The organism is Caballeronia sp. AZ7_KS35 (assembly GCF_023631045.1).
Classification (GTDB): Bacteria; Pseudomonadota; Gammaproteobacteria; order Burkholderiales; family Burkholderiaceae; genus Caballeronia; species Caballeronia zhejiangensis.
This window is the reverse complement of record NZ_JALQDV010000027.1, coordinates 142433-165888: the sequence shown is the minus strand read 5'-3', so window position 1 is coordinate 165888 and position 23456 is coordinate 142433. Positions and strand designations below refer to the sequence as shown.

Sequence of the window (23456 nt, the reverse complement as noted above, 5' to 3'; positions counted from 1 at the left end):
CCAAGATTTATACGTTGCGCGCGATCACCATCCGCTGCACTTCGCTGGTGCCTTCGTAAATCTGCGTGATGCGTGCATCGCGATAATGACGCTCCACCGGATAATCCTGCAGATAGCCGTATCCGCCGTGAATCTGGATCGCGTCCGAACACACGCGCTCCGCCATTTCCGACGCATACAGCTTCGCCTGCGACGCCTCCGACAGACACGGCACGCCTTCGGTACGCATGCGCGCCGCGTGATGAATCAAGAGGCGCGCGGCGTTGATCTGCGTTTGCATGTCGGCGAGCATGTTGGCCACCGACTGATGTTCCTGAATCGGCTTGCCGAACTGCACGCGCTCCTTCGCATAGGCGCGCGCCGCATCGAATGCCGCGCGCGCGATGCCGAGCGCCTGCGCCGCAATGCCGATGCGCCCGCCTTCCAGATTCGACAGCGCGATCTTCAAGCCCTCGCCGCGCTTGCCGAGCAGATTCGCGGCGGGAATCGCGCAATCGTCGAAGTTGATCGGACACGTATCCGACGCGCGGATGCCGAGCTTGTGCTCCGGCGCGCCGACGTTGAAGCCGGGCGTGTCCGTCGGCACGATGAACGCAGAGAGGCCGCGCTTGCCCTGATCGGGATCGGTCACGGCGAAAACGATCGCCACGCCCGCGCGCTTGCCGTTCGTCACGAACTGCTTGCTGCCGGAAATGACCCACTTGCCGTCTTTCTCGACGGCGCGCACGCGCAGGTTGTTCGCTTCGGAGCCCGCCTGCGGCTCCGTCAGGCAGAACGCGCCGATAACCTCGCCGCTCGCGAGCTTCGGCAGCCATTCGGCCTTCTGCGCGTCGGTGCCGTACGCGAGGATCGGCCCGCAGCCGACCGAGTTGTGCACGCTCATCATCGTCGCGCAGGACGCGCAGCCGGCGGCGATCTCTTCCATCGCGAGTGCGTAGGCGGTGTAGTCGCTGAAGGTGCCGCCGAGTTCGGCGGGCACGATCATCCCGAGCAGGCCGAGTTCGCCCAGTTGCCGCACGACTGCGTCGGGGATCGCGCCGTCCTTGTCCCACTGGCCCGCGTTCGGCGCGAGCGCTTCGGTTGCGAACTGGCGAGCCGCGTCGCGGATCATGCGTTGCTCTTCGGTGAGAAATGCGTCGATCATGTTCTGAATTCGGTGATGGGGGCTTGCGCGGCGAGGCTCGCCGCATCGATCGTTTAAACTTTCTGGCCGCCGCTCGCCCGGTCGATGATGGGCGGCTGGGCCGTCTGAGCACGAGTCTAGGCAATCGCCTAACGTTAGCCGATGCCCAAAACGATCACGCTAACTGAGCGCTTTGGCCACCTAGTGACAACCCCAAGTACCAAAAAAAAGATCGAGCGCGACTCGATTTCCGTGAGCCTCGTCGAAGCCGCATTGCGATGCGCCGAATCGCGCGGCGTCGCGCGCGGGCATTTGCTGGCCGCGGCGGGCATCGCGCCGGCGACGCTCGATTCGCCGCGCGCGCGGGTGTCGCCGGTCCAGTACGGCAAGCTGTGGAACGCCACCGCCGACGCGCTCGACGACGAGTTCTTCGGCCAGGACGCCCATCCGATGCGGCGCGGCAGCTTCGTGCTGCTATGCCACGCGGCGCTTTCCTCGCGCGACGGCGCGCAGGCGCTCGGGCGCATCGCGACTTTCATGCGGCTCGTGCTCGACGATCTGAGCTTCGAGCCGGACATCAACGACAAGCGCGTGCGAATCTGGCTCGCCGACAAAGCCGGACCGAAGTCGATGTTCGCCTACGCGACGGGCTTCATCCTCGTGTATGGGCTCTTGTGCTGGCTGGTCGGGCGGCGCATTCCGGTGCTCGCGGCGCACATGCGCTGCCCCGAGCCCGCCGACAGCGACGAATATCGCCTCATGTTCTGCAACGACCTGCGTTTCGACGCGACGCGCTCGTTCGTCGACCTGTCGGCCGAATGCGCGGCGCTGCCGATCGTGCAGACGTCCGCCACGCTCAAGCGCTTCCTGCGCGATGCGCCGGCGAATTTCATCGTGAAGTATCGCAATCCGGATTCGCTCGCGGCGCGCATCCGGACGCGTCTTCGGCAAACCGCGCCGACGGACTGGCCGGAAGCCGAAAGCATCGCGGCCGCGCTGCATATGGCCGAAGCCACGCTGCGGCGGCGTCTGAAGCAGGAAGGGCTGACCTATCAGACGATCAAGGACGCATTGCGGCGCGATCTGGCCATCGCGCGTCTTGCGCATACGCAGGAGACGATTCCGCAAATCGCCGATGCGCTCGGCTTCGCGGAACCGAGCGCGTTCCGGCGCGCATTCAGGAAGTGGACGGGCGTGCGCCCCGCGGATTACCGGCGGGAGAGCTGAAGCGCGCGAACATCGAGGCTGCTATATTGAATCGTCCATGATTTCGCACCTTGGAGCGCACCATGACCAAAGCCAGCCGGGATGAACGTTCGAAGCAGGAACAACCGAAGAAGGAAACCGAAGAGGATTTGCTCGACGAGGCGCTGGAAGAGACCTTCCCCGCAAGCGATCCGATCGCGGTGCATCCGGAGCCGGAATCGCCTGAAGACCGGAAAAACAAGTAGTCGTTCGGTTATTCGCCCGAGTCGGGCTCATCCGGACTCGAGAGCAGCACCACGAGCTTCTCGACGTGCTGATGTAACAGCTTGACGTGCTTGTCGATCTGTTCGAGACGCCCGGTCAGATCGGCCTTCGCCGACTCGCTCATGCGATCGGACGCGATGAGTTCATCGACCTTCGGCTGCATCGATTCGACCTGCAGCAAGCCGAGCTGGCGCTCCAGGCGGCGTAAGTCCTGCGACAGCAGCTCGCGATTCTTCCGAAAAACCAGATCGCGGCGGTTGGCTTCGGCCTGTTGCTGGGCCTGATCGGCGACACGGCGCGTCGCTTCGGTCTGGGAAAGCAGCGGTTCCGGGCCGCGCAACACGGAACGCTTCGGCGCGGGATGGGCCGTGCCGCGGAACACGGCCATCGGCGTTTCCTCGTCGATCGCGCGCAGGACGTCGGGCGGAATCTCGTCCAGCGTGCGGCGCTCGTCCATCCAGTGCGGCGGCAGGCCGGTCACGAGCTCGATGCCGCGTACGAATTCCTCGTTGAAATCGCGCTGACCGCCGACGATCAGCTTCATGAACGTCGGCGAGAAGTTCATCATGCGCGCGAGGCGGCCAGCGCCGCCCGGCGAGCCGACCAGGACATTGAGGTTGGCTCGCCAGACTATGAACAGCGTTTCGTCGAAATCTTCCATGAACAGGCTCCAGGCAGTCCGACGCGCCCGAACGTGCACATCGGATTTGCGCGCGGCGGCGCTGCGCGCATGCGTATCCGGTTCCCGCGCTTTCCGATCAACATCGTGCACCGTGGCCGGTGCGTCGTCTACATACCGCATAAAACACCATACTACCTTCATCGGCAAGCCGGGCGGACAACGGCGTCCGCGCCGATGCGGGCGTGCGACACGACGCGCACGCCGCCGGCCGGCTTACGGTTCGTTGCGCAGATACCCTTCCTTGCTCGGATCGAGCATGCGCCAGGAGACGATGAGCGAAATGGCGCACATCGCCGTGACATACCAGAAGAACGTCGATTCGCTGCCCGCCGATTTCAGCCACAGCGCCACATACTCCGCCGAGCCGCCGAACACCGCGTTGGCGACCGCGTACGACAGGCCGACGCCCAGCGCGCGCACTTCCGGCGGGAACATTTCCGCCTTGATGAGACCGCTGATCGACGTGTAGAAGCTCACGATCGCGAGCGCGATCACGACCAGCACGAACGCCATGACCGGGCTCGTCACCGTGGAGAGCGCGTGCAGCAGCGGCACCGTGCAAATGGTCGCGAGCGCGCCGAAGCAAAGCATCGAGGCGCGGCGGCCAATGCGGTCCGACAGCGCGCCGAACAGCGGCTGCAGCAGCATGTAGACGAAGAGCGCGGCGGTCATCACGTTGCTGGCGGTCTTCGCGTGCATGCCCGCCGTGTTGACCAGATACTTCTGCATGTAGGTCGTGAACGTGTAGAAGATGAGCGAGCCGCCCGCCGTGAAGCCGACGACTGTCATGAACGCGGCCTTGTGCTGCATCAGGCCGGCGAGCGTGCCCGCTTCCTTGCGATCGCGCGTCTCGGCGGTCGACGTTTCGTCGAGCGAACGGCGCAGGTACAGCGAGATCAGCGCCGCGCACGCGCCGATGAAAAACGGAATGCGCCAGCCCCACGCCTTCAGCTCTTCCGTCGACAGGAACAGTTGCAGGATCACGAGCACGAGCAGCGCGGCGAGCTGGCCGCCGATCAGCGTCACGTACTGGAACGACGCGAAGAAGCCGCGCCGGCCGCGCAGCGCGACTTCACTCATGTACGTCGCGCTGGTGCCGTATTCGCCGCCCACCGACAAGCCCTGGAACAGGCGCGCGATCAGCAGCAGGAACGGCGCCCACGCGCCGATCGACGCGTACGTCGGCAGGAAGGTGATGACGAGCGAGCCGCCGCACATCATCAGGACGGAGATCATCATCGCGTTGCGGCGGCCGTGCTTGTCGGCGATGCGGCCGAAGAGCCACCCGCCGATCGGGCGCATCAGGAAGCCCGCCGCGAACACGCCCGCCGTGTTCAGCAACTGAACCGTCGGATTGCCGCCGGGAAAGAACGCCGCCGAAAAGTACAGCGCGAGGAACGAGTAGATATAGAAGTCGAACCATTCGACGAGGTTGCCCGACGAGGCGCCGACGATGGCGAAAACGCGGCGCCGGGTGTCCTCTGCGGTGTAAGCGGGAAGGTCGGTCATGTTGTTTCTGATCTCTTGGTCACTGTCTGGATGGCGTATGTCGGGGTTTCATCCCCGATCCGGGCGCTCTTGGCGGCGTTCGGGCGCAAGTTTATACGCGGTTTCGCAACCGGCGCGCGATCGTGGCGCGCGAAACACGGCCGGACGGAGTAGGAAAATTCGCGCAAGGACGCGCCCGCATCGCGTTCACCGATGACCGCCCCAACCGCTCAGGCTTGCCGCAAAAGCATTTGCCGCCCTTGCGACGGCATCGTTCAACGCTTTCGACATAAATCGTCTTTGCCTCGATCGTTCGTACTAGGTAATTACCCTGATTAAAGATTTTGACGATTATTTATCGATAAAGTCTCGGGATCACGATTCACATCGACGAGGACTGCATGAGTCAGCATCAACCGATCATTCTCGACGCCGCGCTCGCGTCGACATTCGCGCAAGTCGCGCTCGGCCACCTGACGCGCGAATATCCCAACAAGCTCGATCACGTCATGGCAAGCGTTGCCGACGTGCAAAGCCCGCGCGCGCTGCATCCGATTTTCTACGGCAGCTTCGACTGGCATTCGTGCGTGCACGGTTACTGGCTGATCGCTCGGCTGATCGACCGCTTTCCGGATCTGCCGGACGCGCCGCGCATTCGCGCCGTGATCGACGAGCATGTCACCGAGGCTAACGTCGCCGCTGAAGTCGCTTATCTGCAGCGTCCCGCCGCGCGCGGCTTCGAGCGGCCTTATGGCTGGGCGTGGCTGCTCGCGCTCGCAGGCCAGCTGCGCTCGATGCGTTCCGACGACGGCGCGCGCTGGGCCCGCACGCTCCAGCCGCTCGCGGACGCATTCGTCGCACGCTTCGAGGAATTCCTGCCGAAATCGACGTATCCGCTTCGCGTCGGCACGCACTTCAACATGGCGTTCGCCTTGACGCTTTCGATCGGTTACGCGCGCGTCGCGCAGAACGCCGATTTTGAGCATCTGCTGAAGGAAACCGCCCTGCGCTGGTTCGAGAAGGACGAAGGCTGTCAGGCGTGGGAACCGGCGGGCGACGAGTTCCTGTCGCCGTCGCTGATGGAAGCCGTGCTGATGCGTCATGTGCTGCCGGGCGAGCGCTTCGTCGGCTGGTTCGACCGGTTTCTGCCGCGCATCGCCGAGCGAGAACCCGCGACGCTCTTCGCGCCGGCCACCGTCACCGATCGCAGCGACGGCAAGCTCGCGCATCTCGACGGCCTGAACCTCTCGCGCGCGTGGTGTCAGCGCACGATCGCACGCGCGCTGCCGGCGGGCGATGCGCGTATCGCCGTGCTCGAGACGGCGGCGCACGAACATCTGGCGTCGGGCATTGCGCATGTCGCGGGCGATTACATGGGCGAGCACTGGCTCGCGACGTTCGCGCTGCTGGCGCTGGAAGCCTGAGCGGTTCTAGACGCGCGGCTGGAACGCGATCACGCCCATGCCGATGAGCGCGATCGCCGCGCCCGCGACATCCCACGCCGTCGGCCGGATGCGCTCGACGGCCCATAGCCACGCGATCGCCACGCCGATATACACGCCGCCATACGCCGCGTAGACGCGCCCCGCCGCCGCGGCGTGCAGCGTGAGCAGCCACGCGAACAGCGCGAGCGACAGCGCGCCGGGCACGACGAGCCACGGCGAGCCGCCCTCCTTGAGCCATCGATGAGGGAAATAGCAGCCGGCGATCTCGGCGATGGCGGTGACGACATAGAGCGCGAACGTTTTCATGAGGCGCATTATCGGCGTTCGCGAGACGTTGCGTGGTCCGCGTCCGCTGCGGACAATGACGCCCTTGCTCGAAACTTCAGGCCGCCGACCTTGCAGACCGATTCAACCGATGCCGCCGCGCTGCCCGTGCACTGGCACAAGCGCGTGCTGATGCTGGCCTTTCCCATCGTTCTCGCGAATCTCACGCAGCCGATTCTCGGCGCCGTCGACACGGCTGTCGCCGGGCATCTCGACGGGCCGCAGTATCTCGGCGGCGTCGCGCTCGGCGGGCTCGTCTTCAGCTTCGTGTTCTGGGGCTTCGGCTTTCTGCGCATGGGTACGACGGGACTCGTGGCGCAGGCGTTCGGCGCGCGTGACGACGACGCCTTGCGCAAGAGCGTGCTGCGCGCGTTGCTGCTCGGACTCGCGATCGGCGCGGCGGTGCTGGTGCTGCAAGTGCCGATCATTCGTTACGCGCTCGTCGCGCTGGGCGGCAGCGCCGCCGTGCAGGACACCGCGAGCGCGTACTGTCACGCGCGCATCTGGGCCGCGCCGTTCGCGCTCGGCAATTACGTCGTGTTGGGTTATCTGCTCGGCTGCCAGCGCGTGAGGCTCGCGCTCGTCACGCAGATCTTCATCAATCTGGTGAACATCATCGCGGTGCTGCTTTTCGTGTATCGCTTCGATTGGGGCATCGCGGGCATCGGCGCGGCAACGGCGTTCGCGGATTTCTGCGGCTTTGCGCTCGGACTCGCGATTCTTTGGCATCTGCGTCCGCGCGGCCTCCCGCCGCTCGTCCCGCGCTCGCTCTTCGACGCGCACGCGTTGAGGCGGGTCGTCGCGATCAACCGCGACATCTTCATCCGCACGATCTGCCTGCTCGGTTCGTATGGCTGGTTCGCGCATCTCGGCGCGCGTCAGGGGGATGCGATCCTCGCCGCGAACGCCGTCCTGCTGAACTTCCAGACCTTCATGTCCTTCGGTCTCGACGGCTTCGCGCACGCGGCCGAAGCGCTCGTCGGCGCGGCGGCGGGCGCGCGCGACCGGTACGCGTTCCGTCAGGCCGTGAAGGTGACGATGTTCTGGTCGGCAATCGGCGCGGCGGGCTTTTCCATCGTCTTCTGGTTTAGCGGCGAATGGATCATCGGCAAGCTCACGGATCAGGCGGTCGTGAAGGCGGCGGCGGTGCGCTATCTGCCGTGGGCGTCGGTTCTGCCGCTCGCGTCGGTCGCGGGCTTTCAGCTCGACGGCGTGTTCATCGGCGCGACGCGCACGCACGAGTTGATGAAGGCGATGGCCGTCTCGCTTGCTGTCTTTCTGCTTGCTGCGTGGGCGCTCGCGGGATCGCTCGGGAATCACGGGCTGTGGCTGGCGCTCACTGTTTTCATGGTGGCGAGAGGTATTACGTTGGCGATTCAGGTGCCGGCGATCGAGCGGGCTTCGTGTGCGACTTTGGGAAGGTGAGGTATGGTGCGTCGGGTTCCAGCGCGGATGGCAAGTCTGCCCTCGCTTCGTCCAACGATTTTCTTGGAGGTCGGCACAGTCAGCATCGACAAGAGAAGACCTGCAAATAACGTGCGCCAGATAATGGCCGCCCTGCGTCGGCGTGGCACGATCATGGTCACGTTGAGCGAAATCGCAATGCAGAACAGCCAACGAAACTTTGCGAGCGAATCGAAGCTATTGCCCCGCCAGCCCCTCCAGCAGCGCCTTATGAAACGCGGCCGGATCCTGCATCTGCGGCGCGTGCCCAAGCGCCGGAAACTCGACCAGCTTCGCGCCTTCGATACGCTCCTTCGCCAGCTTCGCGAGATCCGGATATCGCCCGAGCATCGGCCGAATCTCCGGCGGCGCGAAGTCCTTGCCGATCGCGGTCGTATCCTTGTCGCCGATAAGCAATAGCGTCGGCGTCTTCAACTGATCGAATTCGTAGACGACGGGCTGCGTGTAAATCATGTCGTACAGCAACGCCGAGTTCCACGCGACGATGTCCTTGCCCGGTCCGCGATACATGCCCGCCAGCATCTGCACCCACGGTTCGTAGTCGTCGCGCCACTGGCCCGAGTAGTACGTGCTCGTCTCATAGCGGCGGATGCCGTCGGCGCTCGTCTTGAGCTCGCGCGCATACCAGTCGTCGATGGAAATCGACGGCACGCCCTTCGCCTTCCAGTCTTCGAGCCCGATCGGATTCACGAGCACGAGCTGCTCCGTCTCGCGCGGATACATGAGCGCGTAGCGCACCGCGAGCATGCCGCCCGTCGAATGCGCGATGAGCGTCGCCTTCGACACGCCGAGCGCGGTCAGCAGCGCATGCGTGTTGCGGGCAAGTTGCTGGAAACTGTATTGATAGCGCGCGGGCTTCGTCGATTTGCAAAAGCCGATCTGATCCGGCGCGATCACGCGATAGCCCGCATCGCTCAAGGTCTGGATCGTCTGCTTCCACGTCGCCGAACAAAAATTCTTGCCGTGCAGAAGTACCGCGGTGCGTCCATTCGGATGCGCCGGATGCACATCCATATACGCCATGCGCACGACCTGGCGCTGCGACGTAAGCGCGAAGCGCGCGACCGGATACGGATAGTCGAAGCCCTGCAACTCGGGGCCGTATGCGGGGCCGTCATTGCCGGCCGCTTGCGTGGCTTCGTCGGCATGTGCTTGTAAAGCGAAGGACATCGCGAGACACAACATCAAGGATCGAAGGACGGACGGCTTGCTGCGCGCTGGTTTCATTTTTTGATCTGAAGATGACGTCGGCCGACGCATTCTAGCGCGGCTGAATTTCGCACGCGCCCGTATGCTGTATTCAGCGCTTATACTTTGCGACCCCGATCGTCGTCAGGATCATTCCAAGCATGCAATTCCGCATCAAGGCATTCGCCGCCGCGCTCCTCGCATTCGCGTGCATCAGCGCATCCGCGAGCGACTGTCCGCAGTTCAGCCCGAACGGCCGCGCGCCGGTCGTCGTCAATTCGAAGATGCGCGCGTCGACGCAGGAAGTCTGCTATTCCGACTTCGCGCTGCTGCACTCCGGCATCACGAAAGGGCCGCTGTGGTCGGCGGAACATCTGACCGCGAGCAGTGTCGACCAGGCGAAGAACAACACGCGCACGAATCGCTTCTTCGTCGACAAACGTCTGCCGCCCGACGAGGCCGCGCAACTGTCCGACTACAAGAGGAGCGGTTACGACCGCGGCCACATGAGTCCCGCGGGCGATCGCGCAAGCAAGAAAGGCATGGCCGAATCGTTCTCGCTCGCGAACATCGTCCCGCAGGATCCGTCGAACAACCGGCGCATCTGGTCGCGCATCGAGCAAGCGGTGCGCAGGCTCACGGAGGAATCGGGCGAAGCGTATGTCGTCACCGGGCCGCTCTTCTCGGGACGTCAGTTGCAGACGATCGGCGAATCGCGCGTGTTCGTGCCCACGCAACTGTATAAAGTAGTCTATTTGCCGCAGCGTCAGATCGCGTTCGCGGTCGTGATCGAAAATACGCCGACGAACACGTACACGATGAAAACCGTGCACGAACTGGAAGCGATGAGCGGACTCGCGTTTCCCGGCATCCCGGACGGACTGAAGGACAAGCGAATTGGAGGATTGCGCGGTGTTTAAGCCATTTGCAAACGATACGGATGTGATGAACATCGCGGGCGACGCGATCAACATCGAGAACGGCGTGAAGCGCCTCACGATCAGCGGCAATTTGACGATCGCCCGCGACAAGGCCGGACTCGCGAACGCGCTGGCGCTTCAGAAGGCGATCGGTGCGATCGTCGAAGCGTTGCAAAGCGATGCGTCGCTGCCCGCGAAGCTGCCCGACGAGCCGGATGCGCCGTCAGGCACCGCCGATAATCCGTTCATCTGAAGCGGCCGTCGCCGAAGACAGCCGCGCGGAGAATCGAAGTGATCGAATGCCATGTCGGCCCGAGCCCGCTCGGGCACATTTTGTATCGCGCCGAAGACGAATGTCTGACGGGTCTCTTCTTCATCGGACAGAAGTATTTTCCCGATAGTCTGCACGCGCCGACGCTGTCGGAGACAGCGCCGAGATCCCGCGTGATTGCCGATGCGCGCGAGCAGGTCGGCGAATACTTCGCGGGTACGCGTCGGAAGTTTTCGATTGCGGTGCAGTTTCGCGGAACACCCTTTCAGCGACAAGTCTGGGACGCGCTTTGCCAGATCCCTTTCGGCGACGCGTGGACGTACAGCGATCTCGCGCGCCGGCTCGGCTTGCCCGCGGGCGCATCGCGGGCCGTCGGCGGCGCGAACGGACGCAATCCGGTCGCGATCATCGTGCCGTGTCATCGCGTGATCGGCGTCGACGGGGAATTGACCGGCTATGCGGGCGGCGTCGAACGCAAACGCCATTTGCTCACGCTGGAGGGCGGTCCGGGGCGCGAACAACTCGCGCTCTTCTGAAGCAGCGCACAGTCGGCGACAAAACAAAAACCCCCGCGAACCATCGGTTCGCGGGGGTTTTTTTTCGACATCGTCCGATGATGAATTACGGCGTAAGCATCACTTCCACACGACGATTTTCCGCACGCCCGACGCTCGTTGCGTTCGACGCAATCGGATTGGCCTTGCCGAAACCCTTCATCGCGAAGTTCTCGGCGCTCAGGCCATGTCCCTTCAGGTAGTCGAGCACGGCCTGCGCGCGACGCTGGGACAGACCGAGGTTGTAGGCATCCGGGCCCATCGAATCCGTGTAGCCCTCGACCGTGACGGACGCGAAATTCGCACCCTTCGAGTCGGCGACGAGCTTATCCAGAATGCTCCTGGCCTTCGGCGTCAACGCGGCGCTGTCGAAGGCGAAGTTCGTCTTTTCGTCGAGCGAAATCTTGCGCGGCACGACAGCCGGGGCCTTCGCTGGCGCCGGTTCCGGCGTTGCAACGACCGGCTGAGGCGGCGTCACGCAGTTGAAGATTACGTTGCGCGGATCGCTCGGCGTCTTCGTTCCGGCGAGCGTCTGAAGCACGTTCACCTTTTGATCGCCGCACATCTTTTGAGCCGCGGTCATGCAGGCGCTGCCGTTTTCGAACAGACCGTAGCATTCGGCGCGAAAAGCCTTCTGGCCATCCGACGTTTGAATTTCGCTGATATTGAAGGCCGGTCCCGACGTGGACGAACAGCCCGCAAGTACGGCAGCGGCGATAAGACTAACAGCAAGGGTTTTCGTGAGCATCTTGGTGGTCATGCAAGTCAATTTCAAAGTGCGAGCCGCTGAGCGCGCACCTCGATTCCGGGCCGGGGAACAACCCAAAGGTGACGTGAAAAATGATGGATCGATTTCGGGTGCGCCAAACGTTCGATAAGCAATCCGAAAGCTGCGCGATTGTAGCGTGACAATTCGTGCGATTTAAGCGGACAACTCCCAAATACAAGGCCGGCGGCACTCGTATCGAAAGCCCTATTTGGACGGGACCGGAAGGTCGCCGTCGGATTGCTTCTGAAGCTCCTGCACGCGGATCTGCAGCGCGCGAAGTTGCGCCTGCGCCGCTGCCTGCTCCGTGCGAAGTTCGCGGATCGCATTCTGCTGCTCCACTTGATAACTCGTCACCTGATTTTGCTGCGCGCGTGCAATATCGAGATCGGCTTGCAGCCGGTTCGCGCGCGCCTGCTGGGCGGCGATCTGCCGGTCCGCATATGCCTTCTCCGCTTCGAGCTTGATGCGCTTTATTTCCGCATCGGCGAGCGTGTTCGACGTCTTGGCGAAATCCGCATAGACCGTTTCGGCCCGCGCGTCATTTTGCGTTTTGAACACGCGCCAGATATTGCTTTGCTGAAACAGCGCGGCGTAATAGATCATCTCGTCGGGATAATACGAGAGACTCGCGCCATAACTGCCATTCAACGTCCTGCGTAACGCCGTGATTTTCCCGGCGGCAAGCAGATTCTCGAGTTCCGCGACATCGCCATTGCTCGCAATAGCCGCTTCGGGCCTCATCGGCGATGAATCAGCGGCCCGCGCCAACGGACCGGACAAACCGGCGGCAATCAGCACGATTTCCGCAATTACCCAGCGCTTCATTGCGATTTTCCGTAACGGCAACGCGCGTCGCCCGGAAAGAATTATGGCGCGGCAAGGCAATCGATTCCAGACGACTCAATACTTCATTCGAACGCCGTTAATCCGTGCGTCTTTAAATGGTCGATGTGCGCTTGAAACTTACTTGCGACAAACGCGGCTCGCTCAGGTTGCGGATCGTTTCGACCGGCATGAAGATGCGCGAATCGGACGGCTCCACGGACATGCGCGAAAAAATATGGCGGTCGCCGTGGAAAACGAAAGGCGCGGCCGAGAGAATGCGCGCGTCGGGCAGGCTTTCGGTGGCGTGCGGCGCGGCGGCCGAAGCTGTCGCGGCAAAAAGAACAAAAAAGCTGGCGGCGAGCGCAAGAGCGCCCGGAATCGAGTGCGAACGGTGCATGGCGAGATGAAGGCAATGAAGGCGCGCGAGCGCCGGAGTGAAGCGGCGGGAGAAAACACGGCGCCCCTGTAAGACGTTCGTCATTTCATCACCCGCTGCTCCGAGTGCCCATGAGACAGTTCTCAAAGAATTCCTGTTGGCGGGCAATCGCTCCCATCCGCAAAACGCTCGGGCGCAGAAAATGCGTGCATGATGCATTCGCCCGCGCGCGGCCCCGGCGGGCTCGCTTCAAAAGGCCGCAGCGACGACGCAAAGGCGCGTGGCCGCCCAAAACCGCGCACGCAAAGGCGCGACGGCGGGCATGAGCGGTATGGCTTCCAGCACGGCTTGCCAATAGTCAGCCATAATTCGCCTTCTCAAAAAAGCCGGTACGCCGAGTAAAAAAGAAAATCCCATGAACCAAGACGACAAGCACTCCACCGCTCAACCCCGGCAACACGCGGCCAACGACGGCAACGTGACGACGGGCGTCGCGGGCCTGGATGACATCCTGGGCGGCGGGTTCGTCGAGGGCGGCCTGTATCTGATCGAAGGCATGGCGGGCGCGGGCAAGACGATTCTTTCATCGCAGATCGGCTTTCATCGCGTCGCGCAGGGCGACATGGTCCTGTACATCACGCTGATCGCCGAATCGCACACCAAGCTTTTGTCTCATCTTCGCGGACTGTCGTTCTACAACGCCGACGCCATCTCCGACCGGATGCTCTTCGTCTCCGGTTATCACGAACTGATGCGCGACGGCCTGTCCGGCTTTCTCGCGCTGATTGCGGCGACGATCAAGACGAGCCGGCCGCGTTTCATGGTCATCGACGGCTTTCGCAGCGCGCGCGAATTCAGCTCGACGGAACTCGAACTCTCGCAGTTCATCCACGAGCTTTCGGCGTTCGTGAGCGCCGCGCGCTGCACGACGCTGATCCTCGCGCCGCTTTCGGGCAACGAGCCGCATCCGGAGCACACGCTCGTCGACGGGCTCATCGAACTGAACCGCTACAACACCGGCATGCGGCGTGCCCGCGAAATCGAAGTCCACAAGCTGCGCGCCCGCGATCATCTGCTCGGCAAGCACTTCTTCAAGATCACGGAGAACGGTCTCGTGACCTTTCCGCGCATCGAGGCGTCGCCCGCGAACGATGACGGCGCGCCGGACTTCAAGAACAAGTTGAGCTTCGGCTTTCCCGATTTCGACCAGATGCTCGGCGGCGGCATCGTGCGCGGCTCGACGACGACGCTCGTCGGGCCATCGGGCATCGGCAAGACGCTGCTGTCGCTCAAGTTCCTGCAGGCGGGCGTCGAACGCGGCGAGCGCTGCGTCTACTTCGGCCTCTACGAATCGCCCGAGCGGCTTCTCGCCAAAGCGTTGTCGGTCGGCATCGATCTCGCGCCGGCCGTGCAGGACGGACGTCTCGCGATCCGCTGGCATCCGGCTGTCGAACTCGCAATCGACGAGCTCGCCGTCGAACTGATGACCGCGGTGCGGAACACGAATGCGTCGCGGCTCGTGGTCGACGGCATCGACGGCTTTTTTCAGTCCGCGAACCGCACGGAGCGTTTCGGCCTCTTCCTCAACGCGCTCACGCACCGTCTGCGCGACGCGGGCGTGACGACGCTGCTCACCGAGGAAATGCCGCTCTACGGCGATTCGGTGCAGCCCACGACGTTGCGCGCGTCCGCGATGACCGAGAACATCGTGCTCATGCGTTATGTCGAGGCGAATTCCTCGCTGTATCGCATGGTGTCGATCGTCAAGCAGCGCGAAGGCCCGCACGATTCGGCGATCCGCCGTCTCACGATCGACTCGCGCGGCCTGCATATCAGCGAAGGCTTCATTGGCTCGACGGGTATCTTGTCCGGACACCCGTCGATCGCCGCGCCCGCGCTGTCTGTGTCGGACCCCGGCGCGCGCGCATGAAGAAGATCCTCGTCGTCGACGATGAATTCGACATTCTGACCACGTGGCGCCTCGTGCTCGAAATGGAGGGCTACGAAGTTTCGACCGCGTCCAACGGACGGACCGCGCTCGACGCGGCGCGCTCGAATCCGCCCGCGCTCGTCATCACCGACTGGATGATGCCGCACATGGACGGCGTCGAACTGATCCGTCAACTGGCCGCGAGCGACGCCCTCGCACGCGTGCCGGTGATCCTCATGAGCGCGGCGGCGCATGCGCCGGCGCTCGAGCATCCGCATGCGCAGTTTCGCCGCAAGCCGCTTTCTATCGACGATTTGATCGACGCCGTGAAGGGACTGATCGGTTCGGCCTGAATTGGCCCGGGCACGCTGCGTGCTGCTGATGAGCGTTCCGGCGAATCCGGATTTACGAGAAACCGCTCAACCGAAGGGAGGCACCATGGTGCAGGATCAAGTGGAAGGCGCGGCACAGAAGGTCGTCGGCAAAGTGCAGGACGCAGTCGGCGCACTGACGGGCGATGAAGGCACGCAAGCCGAAGGCAAGGTGCGGCAGGCTTACGGCAACTTGCAGCAAAGTTATGGTCAGACCGTCGACAACGTGCGTCTCGCGGTCGCGAGCCAGCCGATTCAGGGCGTGCTGATCGCGGCGGCCGTCGGCTTCGTGCTCGGCGCGTTGTGGAATCGCGATCGCTGATGTGTCTCGGGCATCGCGATGCAAAGCCGGCGCGAAGGTTGCGCCGGCTTTGTCGTTTCATGGCGTCTCGCGCACGATGCCGACGAGCGTCGCCGACCGCGTGCAGCCGACGGCGATCGCGACTGCCGCCACGACGAGCGCGCCATGCGAACCGCCGATCGCTGCCGCGAGCGCAAGTCCGCCAGCCGCCGCCGCGCTCATCGCGTATGCGACCGGCGTGGCCGCGTTGCCGCCCATCGCGAGCGACAAGTGCGCGCCGATGAGCGCGAGCATCGCGATGACGGAAATCACGTCCGACTGAACGCCGAGCACATAGGCGAACGCCGCGCATGCGCCTGCGCAGGCGAGATGCATCGATTGAAGGTTCGCGCTTGCTCCGTTCGTGTGCCGGCGAACGACGACGCAAGCCAATGCCGCCAGCGCGCCGCCCGCCAGCACCGCATACGCGCTGTCCGGGCCCGGCAGCGCCCACGCGACGAACGCCATCGTCGCGAAGAGCGATTGCGCCGATACACCCGGCGTCGCACGCGCGGATCGATACCCGATGAATCCCGCGACCAGCGCAAGCACGAGCGCGGTTCCGCCCGATGCGCCGCTCGCGAAGCACGCGGCGGCAAGGAGCGCGCCCGTTTCCCGCCTTCCGCGCGACGCACGCATCGACGAACCCGCCGACAGCGCCGCGAGCACGCAGAGCGCGCCCGCGAGTCCATCCGCGATCATGCTTCGAGCACGTTCGACAGCGTGCCGATTCCGGCGATCGACACATCCACGCGCGCGCCGTCCTTGATCGAGCCGACGCCGATAGACGTGCCGCACGCGATCACGTCGCCGGGAACGAGCGTCATGTCTTGCGACAGCATGCTCACTTGCTCGGCGGGCGAGAAAATCATGTCGTCGAGCGGATAGTTCTGGCGCTCGACGCCTTCGAGTGTCGTGACGACGCTCGCCGTGCGCCAGTCGAAGCCGTTGCCCGTCGTGACGATCGCCGGCCCGAGGCAGGTGAACGTGTCGAAGCCCTTCGAGCGGCACCATTGCGCGAAGTTGGGATCTTCCTGCAGCAGCTCGATCGCGGTGACGTCGTTCACGCACGTATAGCCGAAGATCGCGCTTTCGGCTTCCTCCACGGACGCCCCGCTCACCGTCTTGCCGATCACGATGCCGAGTTCGCCCTCGTACGCGATCTTGCCGTGATAGCTCTTCGGCCGGCGGATCGACTCGCCCGGCCCGATCACCGACATCGGCGGCTTGATGAGAAAGAGCGGATGCTGCGGCGGCGCCTTGTCGAGCTTCTGCGACAGCGCGTAATAGTTGTTCCACAGCGCGATGACCTTGCTCGGCTGACAGGGCGCGAGCAGCGTCAGGTCGTCGACGGCGAACGACATGTCGGTCGGGCGCGGATTGTCGAACATCGCGCCGTCGTGCTGCACGACGCGGCCAGAATGCTGATCGAGCGTACCGAAACCGATGCTGCCGCCGGCATCCCGAAAACGAATCCAGTGTGTCAAGTGTGTCTCCCTTATAAAGGGCGCGGACATACGTGGTCCGCGCCCCTGTCCCCTCCTCCAAACCTCAGATCAAACCTGCGCCGCGCGCCCACTTGTACTTCGCGCCGAGCACGGCAACGGGCAGTTCCGTCGAATAAGCGTAGGCCGGCACGCCATGCTCGTACAGGTATTCCGCGGCCTCTTCCACTTGCACGTCGCCCGCGAGCGACGCCACGATCGGCTTCTCGATGCCGAGCGCCTTCATCTCCTCCTTCACTTCGATGACGAGTTTCGCGAAGACCATCGGCGGCGTGATGATCGTGTGCCAGTAGCCGAGGATGATCGAATGGATGCGATCGTCCTCGAGCCCGAGGCGGATCGTGTTCTTGTACGTCGACGGCGGCTCGCCCCCGGTGATGTCGACGGGATTTCCGGCCGCGCCGAACGGCGGGATGAACTTGCGGAACGCGGCATCGAGATCGTCGGGCATCGCCATCAGCGAGAGGCCGTTGTCGACGCATGCGTCCGACAACAGCACGCCCGAGCCGCCCGCGCCCGTGATGATGACCGTGTTCTCCCCTTTGGGCGTCGGCAGCTTCGGAATGCCGCGCGCGAACTCGAGCAGATCGCGCAGCGACCGCGCGCGGATCACGCCGCATTGCTCGAAGACGTCTTCGTAGATCTTGTCGTTGCCCGCGAGCGCGCCCGTATGCGAGCTGGCCGCGCGCGCGCCGAGGCTCGTGCGCCCCGCTTTCAGCACGACGACCGGCTTCTTCTTCGACACGCGCTTTGCGGCTTCGGCGAACGCACGGCCGTCCTTCAGATCCTCGCAATGCTGCGCGATGATTTCGGTGTTGTCGTCCTGCTCGAAGAACGTGAGCAGATCGTCTTCGTCGATATCGCTCTTGTTGCCGAGACCGACGATCGCGGAAACGCCCATCTTCGCCGAACGCGAGAACCCGATGATGGCCATGCCGATGCCGCCCGACTGCGACGACAGCGCCGCCTTGCCTTTCACGTCGTACGGCGTGCAGAACGTCGCGCAAAGATTCGTCGGCGTGTAGTAAAAGCCGTAGATGTTCGGGCCCATCATGCGGATGTCGTATTGCCGCGCGATTTTGACGATCTCTTCCTGACCTTCGTGATTGCCCGTTTCCGCGAAGCCCGACGGAATCAGCACCGCGCCCGGAATCTTCTTCTCGCCGACTTCGACGAGCGCCTGAGCCACGAACTTCGCGGGAATCGCGAACACGGCGACATCGATCACGCCGGGCACGTCCTTCACGCTCTTGTACGCCTTGCGGCCCATGATCTCGTCGGCTTTCGGGTGAATCGGATAGATCGTGCCCTGATAGCCGCCGTTGATGAGGTTCTTCATCACCGAATTGCCGATCTTGCCGTCCTCGTTCGACGCGCCGATCACCGCGACCGCATCCGGCTTCATGATGCGGTTCATCTGCGCGACGATCTGCTCTTGCGTCGGCCGATAGCGCGGTTCGGCGGGCGCGAAATCCATCACGATGCGCACGTCCGCCGCGACCGCGCCGTTCGGGCTCGCGAACACCGGATTCAGGTCCATCTCGGAGATTTGCGGGAAATCGTCGACGAGACGGGACACGCGCTCGATCAGGGTAATCAGCGCCTCGCGATGTACCGGTTCGGCGCCGCGCACGCCGCGCAGCACTTCTGCGGCCTGAATGCCGTCGAGCATCGATGCGGCTTCTTCGCGCGTGACGGGCGCGAGCCGGAACGTCACGTCCTTCAGCACTTCGACAAGCACGCCGCCGAGACCGAACGCGATCAGCTTGCCGAACGACGGGTCCGTCACCGCGCCGATGATGACTTCCTGCCCCGCGCCGACCATCTGCTGAACCTGCACGCCGACAAGCGTCGCCTTCGGGTCGTACTTCTTCGCGTTCGAGATGATCGTGTCGAAACCGGCACGCACATCGGCTTCATTCTTCAGGTTGACGAGCACGCCGCCCGCTTCGGTCTTGTGCAGGATTTCCGGCGAAACGATCTTCAGCACCACCGGAAAGCCGATGAACGACGCGAGCTTCGCGGCATCGTCTGCCGATTTCGCGACGCCTTCCTGCGGCACCGCGATGCCGTATGCATCGCAGACGAGTTTGCCTTCCGGCGCGGTCAGCGACGTGCGGCCTTCCGCCTTCACTCGGGCGAACACTTCCGCGACGCGGCGTTTCGCGTCGGGCGCGTGGAGCGGAACGACCGCCGCCGCGTGCGTGGATGAATTGGCTGCTTCGCCGCGGTCCTGGGCAACCGTGCTGTTCATTTGGTGCGTCTCCGTTATAGGGGCGTGCAGGGGCCTGCGCCGCCCTCTTTCGAAGGCGGACGTCAGTGCAAGGCAATGTGCTCAGATCGCGCCGAGGCTCTTCAGCGTGGCGATCTGATCCGGCGTGTAGCCGAGTTCGGCCATGACTTCGTCGGTGTGTTCGCCGAGCAGCGGCGAGCGCACGACTTCGGTCGGACTGTCGGACAATTTGATCGGATTGCCGACCGTCAGATACTTCCCTCGCACCGGATGATCGACTTCGACGACCGTTCCCGTCTTTCGCAGCGACGGCTCTTCGGCGATTTCCTTCATCGACAGGATCGGGCCGCACGGTATGTCGTGCTTGTTGAGGATTTCCATCGCCTGGAACTTGGTCTTCGACATCGTCCAGCGCTCGATTTCCTCGAAAATCTGCTTCAGATGCGGCAGGCGCGCGTTCGGCGTCTTGTAATCCGGATGATCGATCCATTCCTCCTTGCCGATCACCTTGCAGATTTCACCCCAGACCGGCGCCTGCGTGATGAAGTAGATGTACGCGTTCGGATCGGTCTCCCAGCCCTTGCACTTGAGAATCCAGCCCGGCTGGCCGCCGCCCGATGCGTTGCCCGCGCGCGGCACGGCTTCGCCGAACGTGCCGTTCGGATATTGCGGGTACTCCTTCATCACGCCAGTGCGTTCGAGGCGCTGCTGGTCGCGCAATTTCACGCGGCAGAGATTGAGCACGCCATCCTGCATCGCGGCGAGCACTTTCTGGCCACGTCCGCTCGTGTTGCGCTGATACAGCGCCGTGACGATGCCGAGCGCCAGATGCAGGCCCGTGCCCGAATCGCCGATCTGCGCGCCGGTGACGGTCGGCGGACCGTCTTCGAAACCGGTCGTCGACGCCGCGCCGCCCGCGCACTGCGCGACGTTCTCATACACCTTGCAATCTTCGTACGGTCCCGGGCCGAAGCCCTTCACCGACGCGACGATCATCCGCGGATTCAGTTCCTGGATGCGCTCCCACGTGAAGCCCATGCGATCGAGCGCGCCCGGGGCGAAGTTCTCGACGAGCACGTCGCACTTCTTCACGAGCGTCTCGAGCACCTTCTTGCCTTCCGGATTCTTCGTGTCGATGGTGATCGAGCGCTTGTTGTGGTTGAGCATCGTGAAGTAGAGGCTGTCGGCGTCGGGGATATCGCGCAACTGCTCCCGCGTGATGTCGCCCGAACCCGCGCGCTCGACCTTGATGACGTCGGCGCCGAACCACGCGAGCAACTGCGTGCAGGTCGGTCCCGACTGAACGTGCGTGAAGTCCAGGATTCGCACGCCGTCCAGCGCCTTGCCAGATGTGTTCACCGTCATGGCTTTGTCTCCCACTCTCTTTCGACGTTTATAGATTCACAATTATTTGTACATCGTCCCGCGCCGTCGTGCCCGGAGCGCGTAGACCGTCGGACCGCAAAGCGACCCGTCTCCTGTGATATACAATATTCCACACACAGTATTAGTCAACCGTCCGCCGGTCGATGAAAACCCTGTGATGCAGCGCACGATCCCTTGAACGCCGCTGTGAGCAACGCTCGACCGATTTTTAATTCTGCAGTGCATCAATCACCGTCGTCTGCCTCGGCCCGTTAAGCACTCGTTTAACGCTGCAAAAGCCCGCAAACGAAAGTTTTTGCGCGTCGTGAAATCTGATATACAGTATTTCAGCGCGCCGACGATCCTGTTGCTCGGCTCGCTCATTCCCATCAGAGGACATCAGGAGACGAGATGAACATCCACGAATATCAGGCGAAGGCGCTGCTGCGAAAGTACGGCGTCGCGGTTCCGGAGGGCCGCGTCGCCTTTTCCGCGACGGAGGCCGCCGATGCGGCGCGCGCGCTGCCCGGACCCGTCTGGGTCGTGAAGTCGCAGATTCACGCGGGCGGCCGCGGCGCCGGGCGCTTCGCCAACGATCCGGACGGAAAAGGCGGCGTGCGCGTGGTGAAGTCGGTCGACGAAGTGCGCGAGAACGCGCAGAAGATGCTCGCGTCCGTGCTCGTGACCAAGCAGACGGGGCCGGCGGGCAAGGAAGTGAAGCGGCTCTACGTCGAAGAAGGCTGCGATATCGCGCGCGAGCTGTATCTCGGCATGCTGGTCGACCGCGCCAACTCGCGCATCACGATCATGGCGTCGACGGAAGGCGGCATGGAGATCGAGGAAGTCGCGCATCGCACGCCGGAAAAAATTCTCAAGGTCGCGATCGATCCGGCGACCGGGCTTCAGCCCTTTCACACGCGCCAGATCGCGTTCGGACTCGGGCTCACCGGCAATCAGATCAAGGCTGCGTCGAAGTTCATCACGGCGCTGTATCAGGCGTTCGTCGATCTGGATGCGTCGATCGTGGAAGTGAATCCGCTCGTCGTGACCGGCTCCGGCGACGTGATGGCGCTCGACGCGAAGCTCAATTTCGACGACAACGCGCTGTATCGCCATCCCGACATCGAGAAACTGCGCGACGAGGACGAGGAAGATCCCGCCGAAATCGAAGCGGCGAAGCACGGTCTGAACTACGTCAAGCTCGACGGCAATATCGGCTGCATGGTGAACGGCGCGGGCCTCGCGATGGCCACGATGGACATCATCAAGCTCTACGGCGGCGAGCCGGCGAACTTTCTCGACGTCGGCGGCGGCGCGACCCAGGAGCGCGTCGCGACCGCGTTCAAGCTGATCCTGCGCGACCCGAAGGTGCAGGGCATTCTCGTCAACATCTTCGGCGGCATCATGCGCTGCGACGTGATCGCGCAAGGCGTCGTCGCGGCCGCGCGCGAGATCGATCTGAGCGTGCCGCTCGTCGTGCGCCTCGCAGGCACGAATGTCGATGCGGGCCGCGAGATTCTGCGCACGTCCGGTCTCACCATCATCCCCGCCGAAAATCTCGCCGATGCCGCCGACAAGATCGTCAGCGCCGTCGCTCAAGGAGTGGCCCAATGAGCGTTCTCATCAATAAAGATACGAAGGTCATCTGCCAGGGCTTCACCGGCGCGCAAGGCACGTTTCATTCCGAACAGGCGATCGCGTACGGCACGCGCATGGTCGGCGGCGTGACGCCGGGCAAAGGCGGCACGACGCATCTGGACTTGCCCGTGTTCGACACCGTCGCCGATGCCGTCGCGAAAACGGGCGCCGACGCCTCCGTCATCTATGTGCCGCCGCCCTTCGCCGCCGATGCGATTCTCGAAGCCATCGACGCGCAGGTGCCGTTCATCGTCTGCATCACGGAAGGCATTCCGGTGCTCGACATGCTGCGCGTGAAGCGCGCGTTGAGCGGTTCGTCGAGCCGGCTCGTCGGGCCGAACTGTCCGGGCGTCATCACGCCGGGGCAGTGCAAGATCGGCATCATGCCGGGGCATATTCACCGGCCGGGGAAGATCGGCGTCGTATCGCGTTCGGGCACGCTGACCTATGAGGCCGTCGCGCAGACGACCGCGGCCGGCCTCGGGCAGACGACGTGCATCGGTATCGGCGGCGATCCGGTGAACGGGACGAACTTCATCGATTGCCTGTCGCTCTTTCTGGAGGACGATGCGACCGAGGGCATCATCATGATCGGCGAGATCGGCGGATCGGCGGAGGAAGAAGCCGCGCAGTTTCTCAAGGACGCGAAGACGACGAAGCCAGTGGTCGGTTTCATCGCCGGAACGACCGCGCCGCCGGGACGCCGCATGGGTCACGCGGGCGCGATCATCTCGGGCGGATCGGGCACGGCCAGCGCGAAGATCGACGCGATGAAATCGGCGGGCATTCACGTCGCCGATTCGCCGGCCGCGCTCGGCGAAACGATGCTGCACGCGATGCGTTAGTCACGCGGGCAACCGGCGCGGGCCGCGCAACGGCGCGCGCTATTGCTGAGAAAGGGCAGCATCGATAGACTTGCGCCTTTTTTCCGCGCCATGTTCGTCTACCTCGACTCTGCGATGGCGGTGGCCTTGCGCATCGGCCAGGTCACTGCCCTGTCGTTCGCGACATCGCAAGCCGTCGCGCCGTCTCCGAGTCATGCGCCCGGCTTCGTGCCCGTCGAGACGCGCGGCGCGCTGCCGAGCGACGACTATCCGCTTCGCGCATCACCGTTTCGATCGACGACGAAATAAAAAAACCGCACGGCGAACACCATGCGGTTTTTTGCTTTCCAA

General features: G+C 63.6%; 25 protein-coding genes. 13 read left to right on the top strand and 12 right to left on the bottom strand.

Annotation, left to right across the window (positions count from 1 at the left end):
- Positions 1–7: 7 nt before the first annotated feature.
- The gene (locus NCT05_RS16880) at positions 8–1141 is read right to left on the bottom strand and encodes an acyl-CoA dehydrogenase family protein (protein WP_250502764.1); all 1134 of its coding nucleotides are present in this window, start codon (positions 1139–1141) and stop codon (positions 8–10) included.
- A 186-nt stretch (positions 1142–1327) separates the two neighbouring features.
- Here NCT05_RS16880 and NCT05_RS16875 point away from each other — a divergent pair, with 186 nt between their 5' ends.
- Both NCT05_RS16875 and NCT05_RS16870 read left to right on the top strand, forming a co-directional pair.
- Positions 1328–2350 (top strand): AraC family transcriptional regulator, encoded by a 1023-nt coding sequence (locus NCT05_RS16875; protein ID WP_502800879.1) that lies wholly within the window; start codon positions 1328–1330, stop codon positions 2348–2350.
- 62 nt (positions 2351–2412) lie between these two features.
- The gene (locus tag NCT05_RS16870; protein ID WP_008353861.1) at positions 2413–2574 is read left to right on the top strand and encodes a hypothetical protein; all 162 of its coding nucleotides are present in this window, start codon (positions 2413–2415) and stop codon (positions 2572–2574) included.
- An 8-nt stretch (positions 2575–2582) separates the two neighbouring features.
- Here NCT05_RS16870 and NCT05_RS16865 read toward each other — a convergent pair whose 3' ends face one another.
- Complete coding sequence (locus tag NCT05_RS16865) at positions 2583–3254, bottom strand: hypothetical protein (protein ID WP_033536103.1); 672 nt, start codon at positions 3252–3254, stop codon at positions 2583–2585.
- Positions 3255–3488: 234 nt separating this feature from the next.
- A complete protein-coding gene (locus NCT05_RS16860) occupies positions 3489–4784 on the bottom strand; it encodes an MFS family transporter (RefSeq protein WP_008353864.1) in 1296 nt (431 codons plus the stop codon).
- 380 nt (positions 4785–5164) lie between these two features.
- On the opposite strand from NCT05_RS16860, the gene NCT05_RS16855 reads away from it, so the two are divergent.
- Positions 5165–6187 (top strand): DUF2891 domain-containing protein, encoded by a 1023-nt coding sequence (locus NCT05_RS16855; protein WP_250502753.1) that lies wholly within the window; start codon positions 5165–5167, stop codon positions 6185–6187.
- 6 nt (positions 6188–6193) lie between these two features.
- Here the strand turns inward: NCT05_RS16855 and NCT05_RS16850 are convergent, their stop codons facing one another.
- Positions 6194–6514, bottom strand: coding sequence for a YnfA family protein (locus NCT05_RS16850; protein ID WP_008353867.1), 321 nt, complete (start codon positions 6512–6514; stop codon positions 6194–6196).
- A gap of 150 nt (positions 6515–6664) precedes the next feature.
- On the opposite strand from NCT05_RS16850, the gene NCT05_RS16845 reads away from it, so the two are divergent.
- Positions 6665–7957 (top strand): MATE family efflux transporter, encoded by a 1293-nt coding sequence (locus NCT05_RS16845; protein WP_250502763.1) that lies wholly within the window; start codon positions 6665–6667, stop codon positions 7955–7957.
- A 216-nt stretch (positions 7958–8173) separates the two neighbouring features.
- On the opposite strand, the gene NCT05_RS16840 is transcribed toward NCT05_RS16845, so the two are convergent.
- A complete protein-coding gene (locus NCT05_RS16840) occupies positions 8174–9166 on the bottom strand; it encodes an alpha/beta fold hydrolase (RefSeq protein WP_250502752.1) in 993 nt (330 codons plus the stop codon).
- Positions 9167–9345: 179 nt separating this feature from the next.
- On the opposite strand from NCT05_RS16840, the gene NCT05_RS16835 reads away from it, so the two are divergent.
- The 3 genes from NCT05_RS16835 to NCT05_RS16825 are packed head-to-tail and all read left to right on the top strand — an operon-like array spanning position 9346 to position 10911.
- A complete protein-coding gene (locus NCT05_RS16835) occupies positions 9346–10104 on the top strand; it encodes a DNA/RNA non-specific endonuclease (protein WP_250435541.1) in 759 nt (252 codons plus the stop codon).
- Complete coding sequence (locus tag NCT05_RS16830; protein ID WP_033536088.1) at positions 10097–10357, top strand: hypothetical protein; 261 nt, start codon at positions 10097–10099, stop codon at positions 10355–10357. The genes NCT05_RS16835 and NCT05_RS16830 overlap by 8 nt, the downstream gene beginning before the upstream one ends.
- A 38-nt stretch (positions 10358–10395) precedes the next feature.
- Complete coding sequence (locus NCT05_RS16825; RefSeq protein ID WP_250502751.1) at positions 10396–10911, top strand: methylated-DNA--[protein]-cysteine S-methyltransferase; 516 nt, start codon at positions 10396–10398, stop codon at positions 10909–10911.
- A gap of 85 nt (positions 10912–10996) precedes the next feature.
- On the opposite strand, the gene NCT05_RS16820 is transcribed toward NCT05_RS16825, so the two are convergent.
- From NCT05_RS16820 to NCT05_RS16810, 3 genes are all read right to left on the bottom strand, one after another.
- Positions 10997–11512, bottom strand: a complete 516-nt coding sequence (locus NCT05_RS16820) for an OmpA family protein (RefSeq protein ID WP_160297400.1) — start codon at positions 11510–11512, stop codon at positions 10997–10999.
- Between the two features lie 390 nt (positions 11513–11902).
- The gene (locus NCT05_RS16815; RefSeq protein ID WP_250440438.1) at positions 11903–12523 is read right to left on the bottom strand and encodes a DUF2968 domain-containing protein; all 621 of its coding nucleotides are present in this window, start codon (positions 12521–12523) and stop codon (positions 11903–11905) included.
- A gap of 112 nt (positions 12524–12635) precedes the next feature.
- A complete protein-coding gene (locus tag NCT05_RS16810; protein ID WP_175983075.1) occupies positions 12636–13067 on the bottom strand; it encodes a hypothetical protein in 432 nt (143 codons plus the stop codon).
- 247 nt (positions 13068–13314) lie between these two features.
- Here NCT05_RS16810 and NCT05_RS16805 point away from each other — a divergent pair, with 247 nt between their 5' ends.
- From NCT05_RS16805 to NCT05_RS16795, 3 genes are all read left to right on the top strand, one after another.
- On the top strand, positions 13315–14829 hold the full coding sequence (locus tag NCT05_RS16805) for an ATPase domain-containing protein (RefSeq protein WP_008353887.1): 1515 nt from the start codon (positions 13315–13317) through the stop codon (positions 14827–14829).
- The gene (locus tag NCT05_RS16800; RefSeq protein WP_008353888.1) at positions 14826–15182 is read left to right on the top strand and encodes a response regulator; all 357 of its coding nucleotides are present in this window, start codon (positions 14826–14828) and stop codon (positions 15180–15182) included. Before NCT05_RS16805 ends, NCT05_RS16800 begins: the two co-directional genes overlap by 4 nt.
- Before the next feature lie 85 nt (positions 15183–15267).
- Positions 15268–15522: a CsbD family protein gene (locus tag NCT05_RS16795; RefSeq protein ID WP_008353889.1), complete on the top strand. Its 255-nt coding sequence runs from the start codon at positions 15268–15270 to the stop codon at positions 15520–15522.
- 57 nt (positions 15523–15579) lie between these two features.
- Here the strand turns inward: NCT05_RS16795 and NCT05_RS16790 are convergent, their stop codons facing one another.
- The 4 genes from NCT05_RS16790 to frc form a co-directional block, all read right to left on the bottom strand.
- A complete protein-coding gene (locus tag NCT05_RS16790; protein ID WP_250502750.1) occupies positions 15580–16242 on the bottom strand; it encodes a hypothetical protein in 663 nt (220 codons plus the stop codon).
- A complete protein-coding gene (locus NCT05_RS16785; protein ID WP_250435532.1) occupies positions 16239–17027 on the bottom strand; it encodes a fumarylacetoacetate hydrolase family protein in 789 nt (262 codons plus the stop codon). The genes NCT05_RS16790 and NCT05_RS16785 overlap by 4 nt, the downstream gene beginning before the upstream one ends.
- Before the next feature lie 64 nt (positions 17028–17091).
- On the bottom strand, positions 17092–19299 hold the full coding sequence (locus NCT05_RS16780; RefSeq protein WP_250502749.1) for an acetate--CoA ligase family protein: 2208 nt from the start codon (positions 19297–19299) through the stop codon (positions 17092–17094).
- 81 nt (positions 19300–19380) lie between these two features.
- Positions 19381–20643, bottom strand: coding sequence for a formyl-CoA transferase (gene frc, locus NCT05_RS16775; RefSeq protein WP_008353895.1), 1263 nt, complete (start codon positions 20641–20643; stop codon positions 19381–19383).
- 411 nt (positions 20644–21054) lie between these two features.
- On the opposite strand from frc, the gene sucC reads away from it, so the two are divergent.
- The 3 genes from sucC to NCT05_RS16760 all read left to right on the top strand — a co-directional run bounded on the left by sucC (position 21055) and on the right by NCT05_RS16760 (position 23414).
- Positions 21055–22257 carry an ADP-forming succinate--CoA ligase subunit beta gene (gene sucC, locus NCT05_RS16770; protein WP_175983078.1) on the top strand — a complete coding sequence of 401 codons (1203 nt, stop codon included), beginning with the start codon at positions 21055–21057 and terminating at the stop codon, positions 22255–22257.
- Positions 22254–23126: a succinate--CoA ligase subunit alpha gene (gene sucD / locus NCT05_RS16765; RefSeq protein ID WP_008353897.1), complete on the top strand. Its 873-nt coding sequence runs from the start codon at positions 22254–22256 to the stop codon at positions 23124–23126. The genes sucC and sucD overlap by 4 nt, the downstream gene beginning before the upstream one ends.
- Before the next feature lie 90 nt (positions 23127–23216).
- Positions 23217–23414 carry a hypothetical protein gene (locus tag NCT05_RS16760; RefSeq protein ID WP_250481840.1) on the top strand — a complete coding sequence of 66 codons (198 nt, stop codon included), beginning with the start codon at positions 23217–23219 and terminating at the stop codon, positions 23412–23414.
- Positions 23415–23456 lie beyond the last annotated feature (42 nt).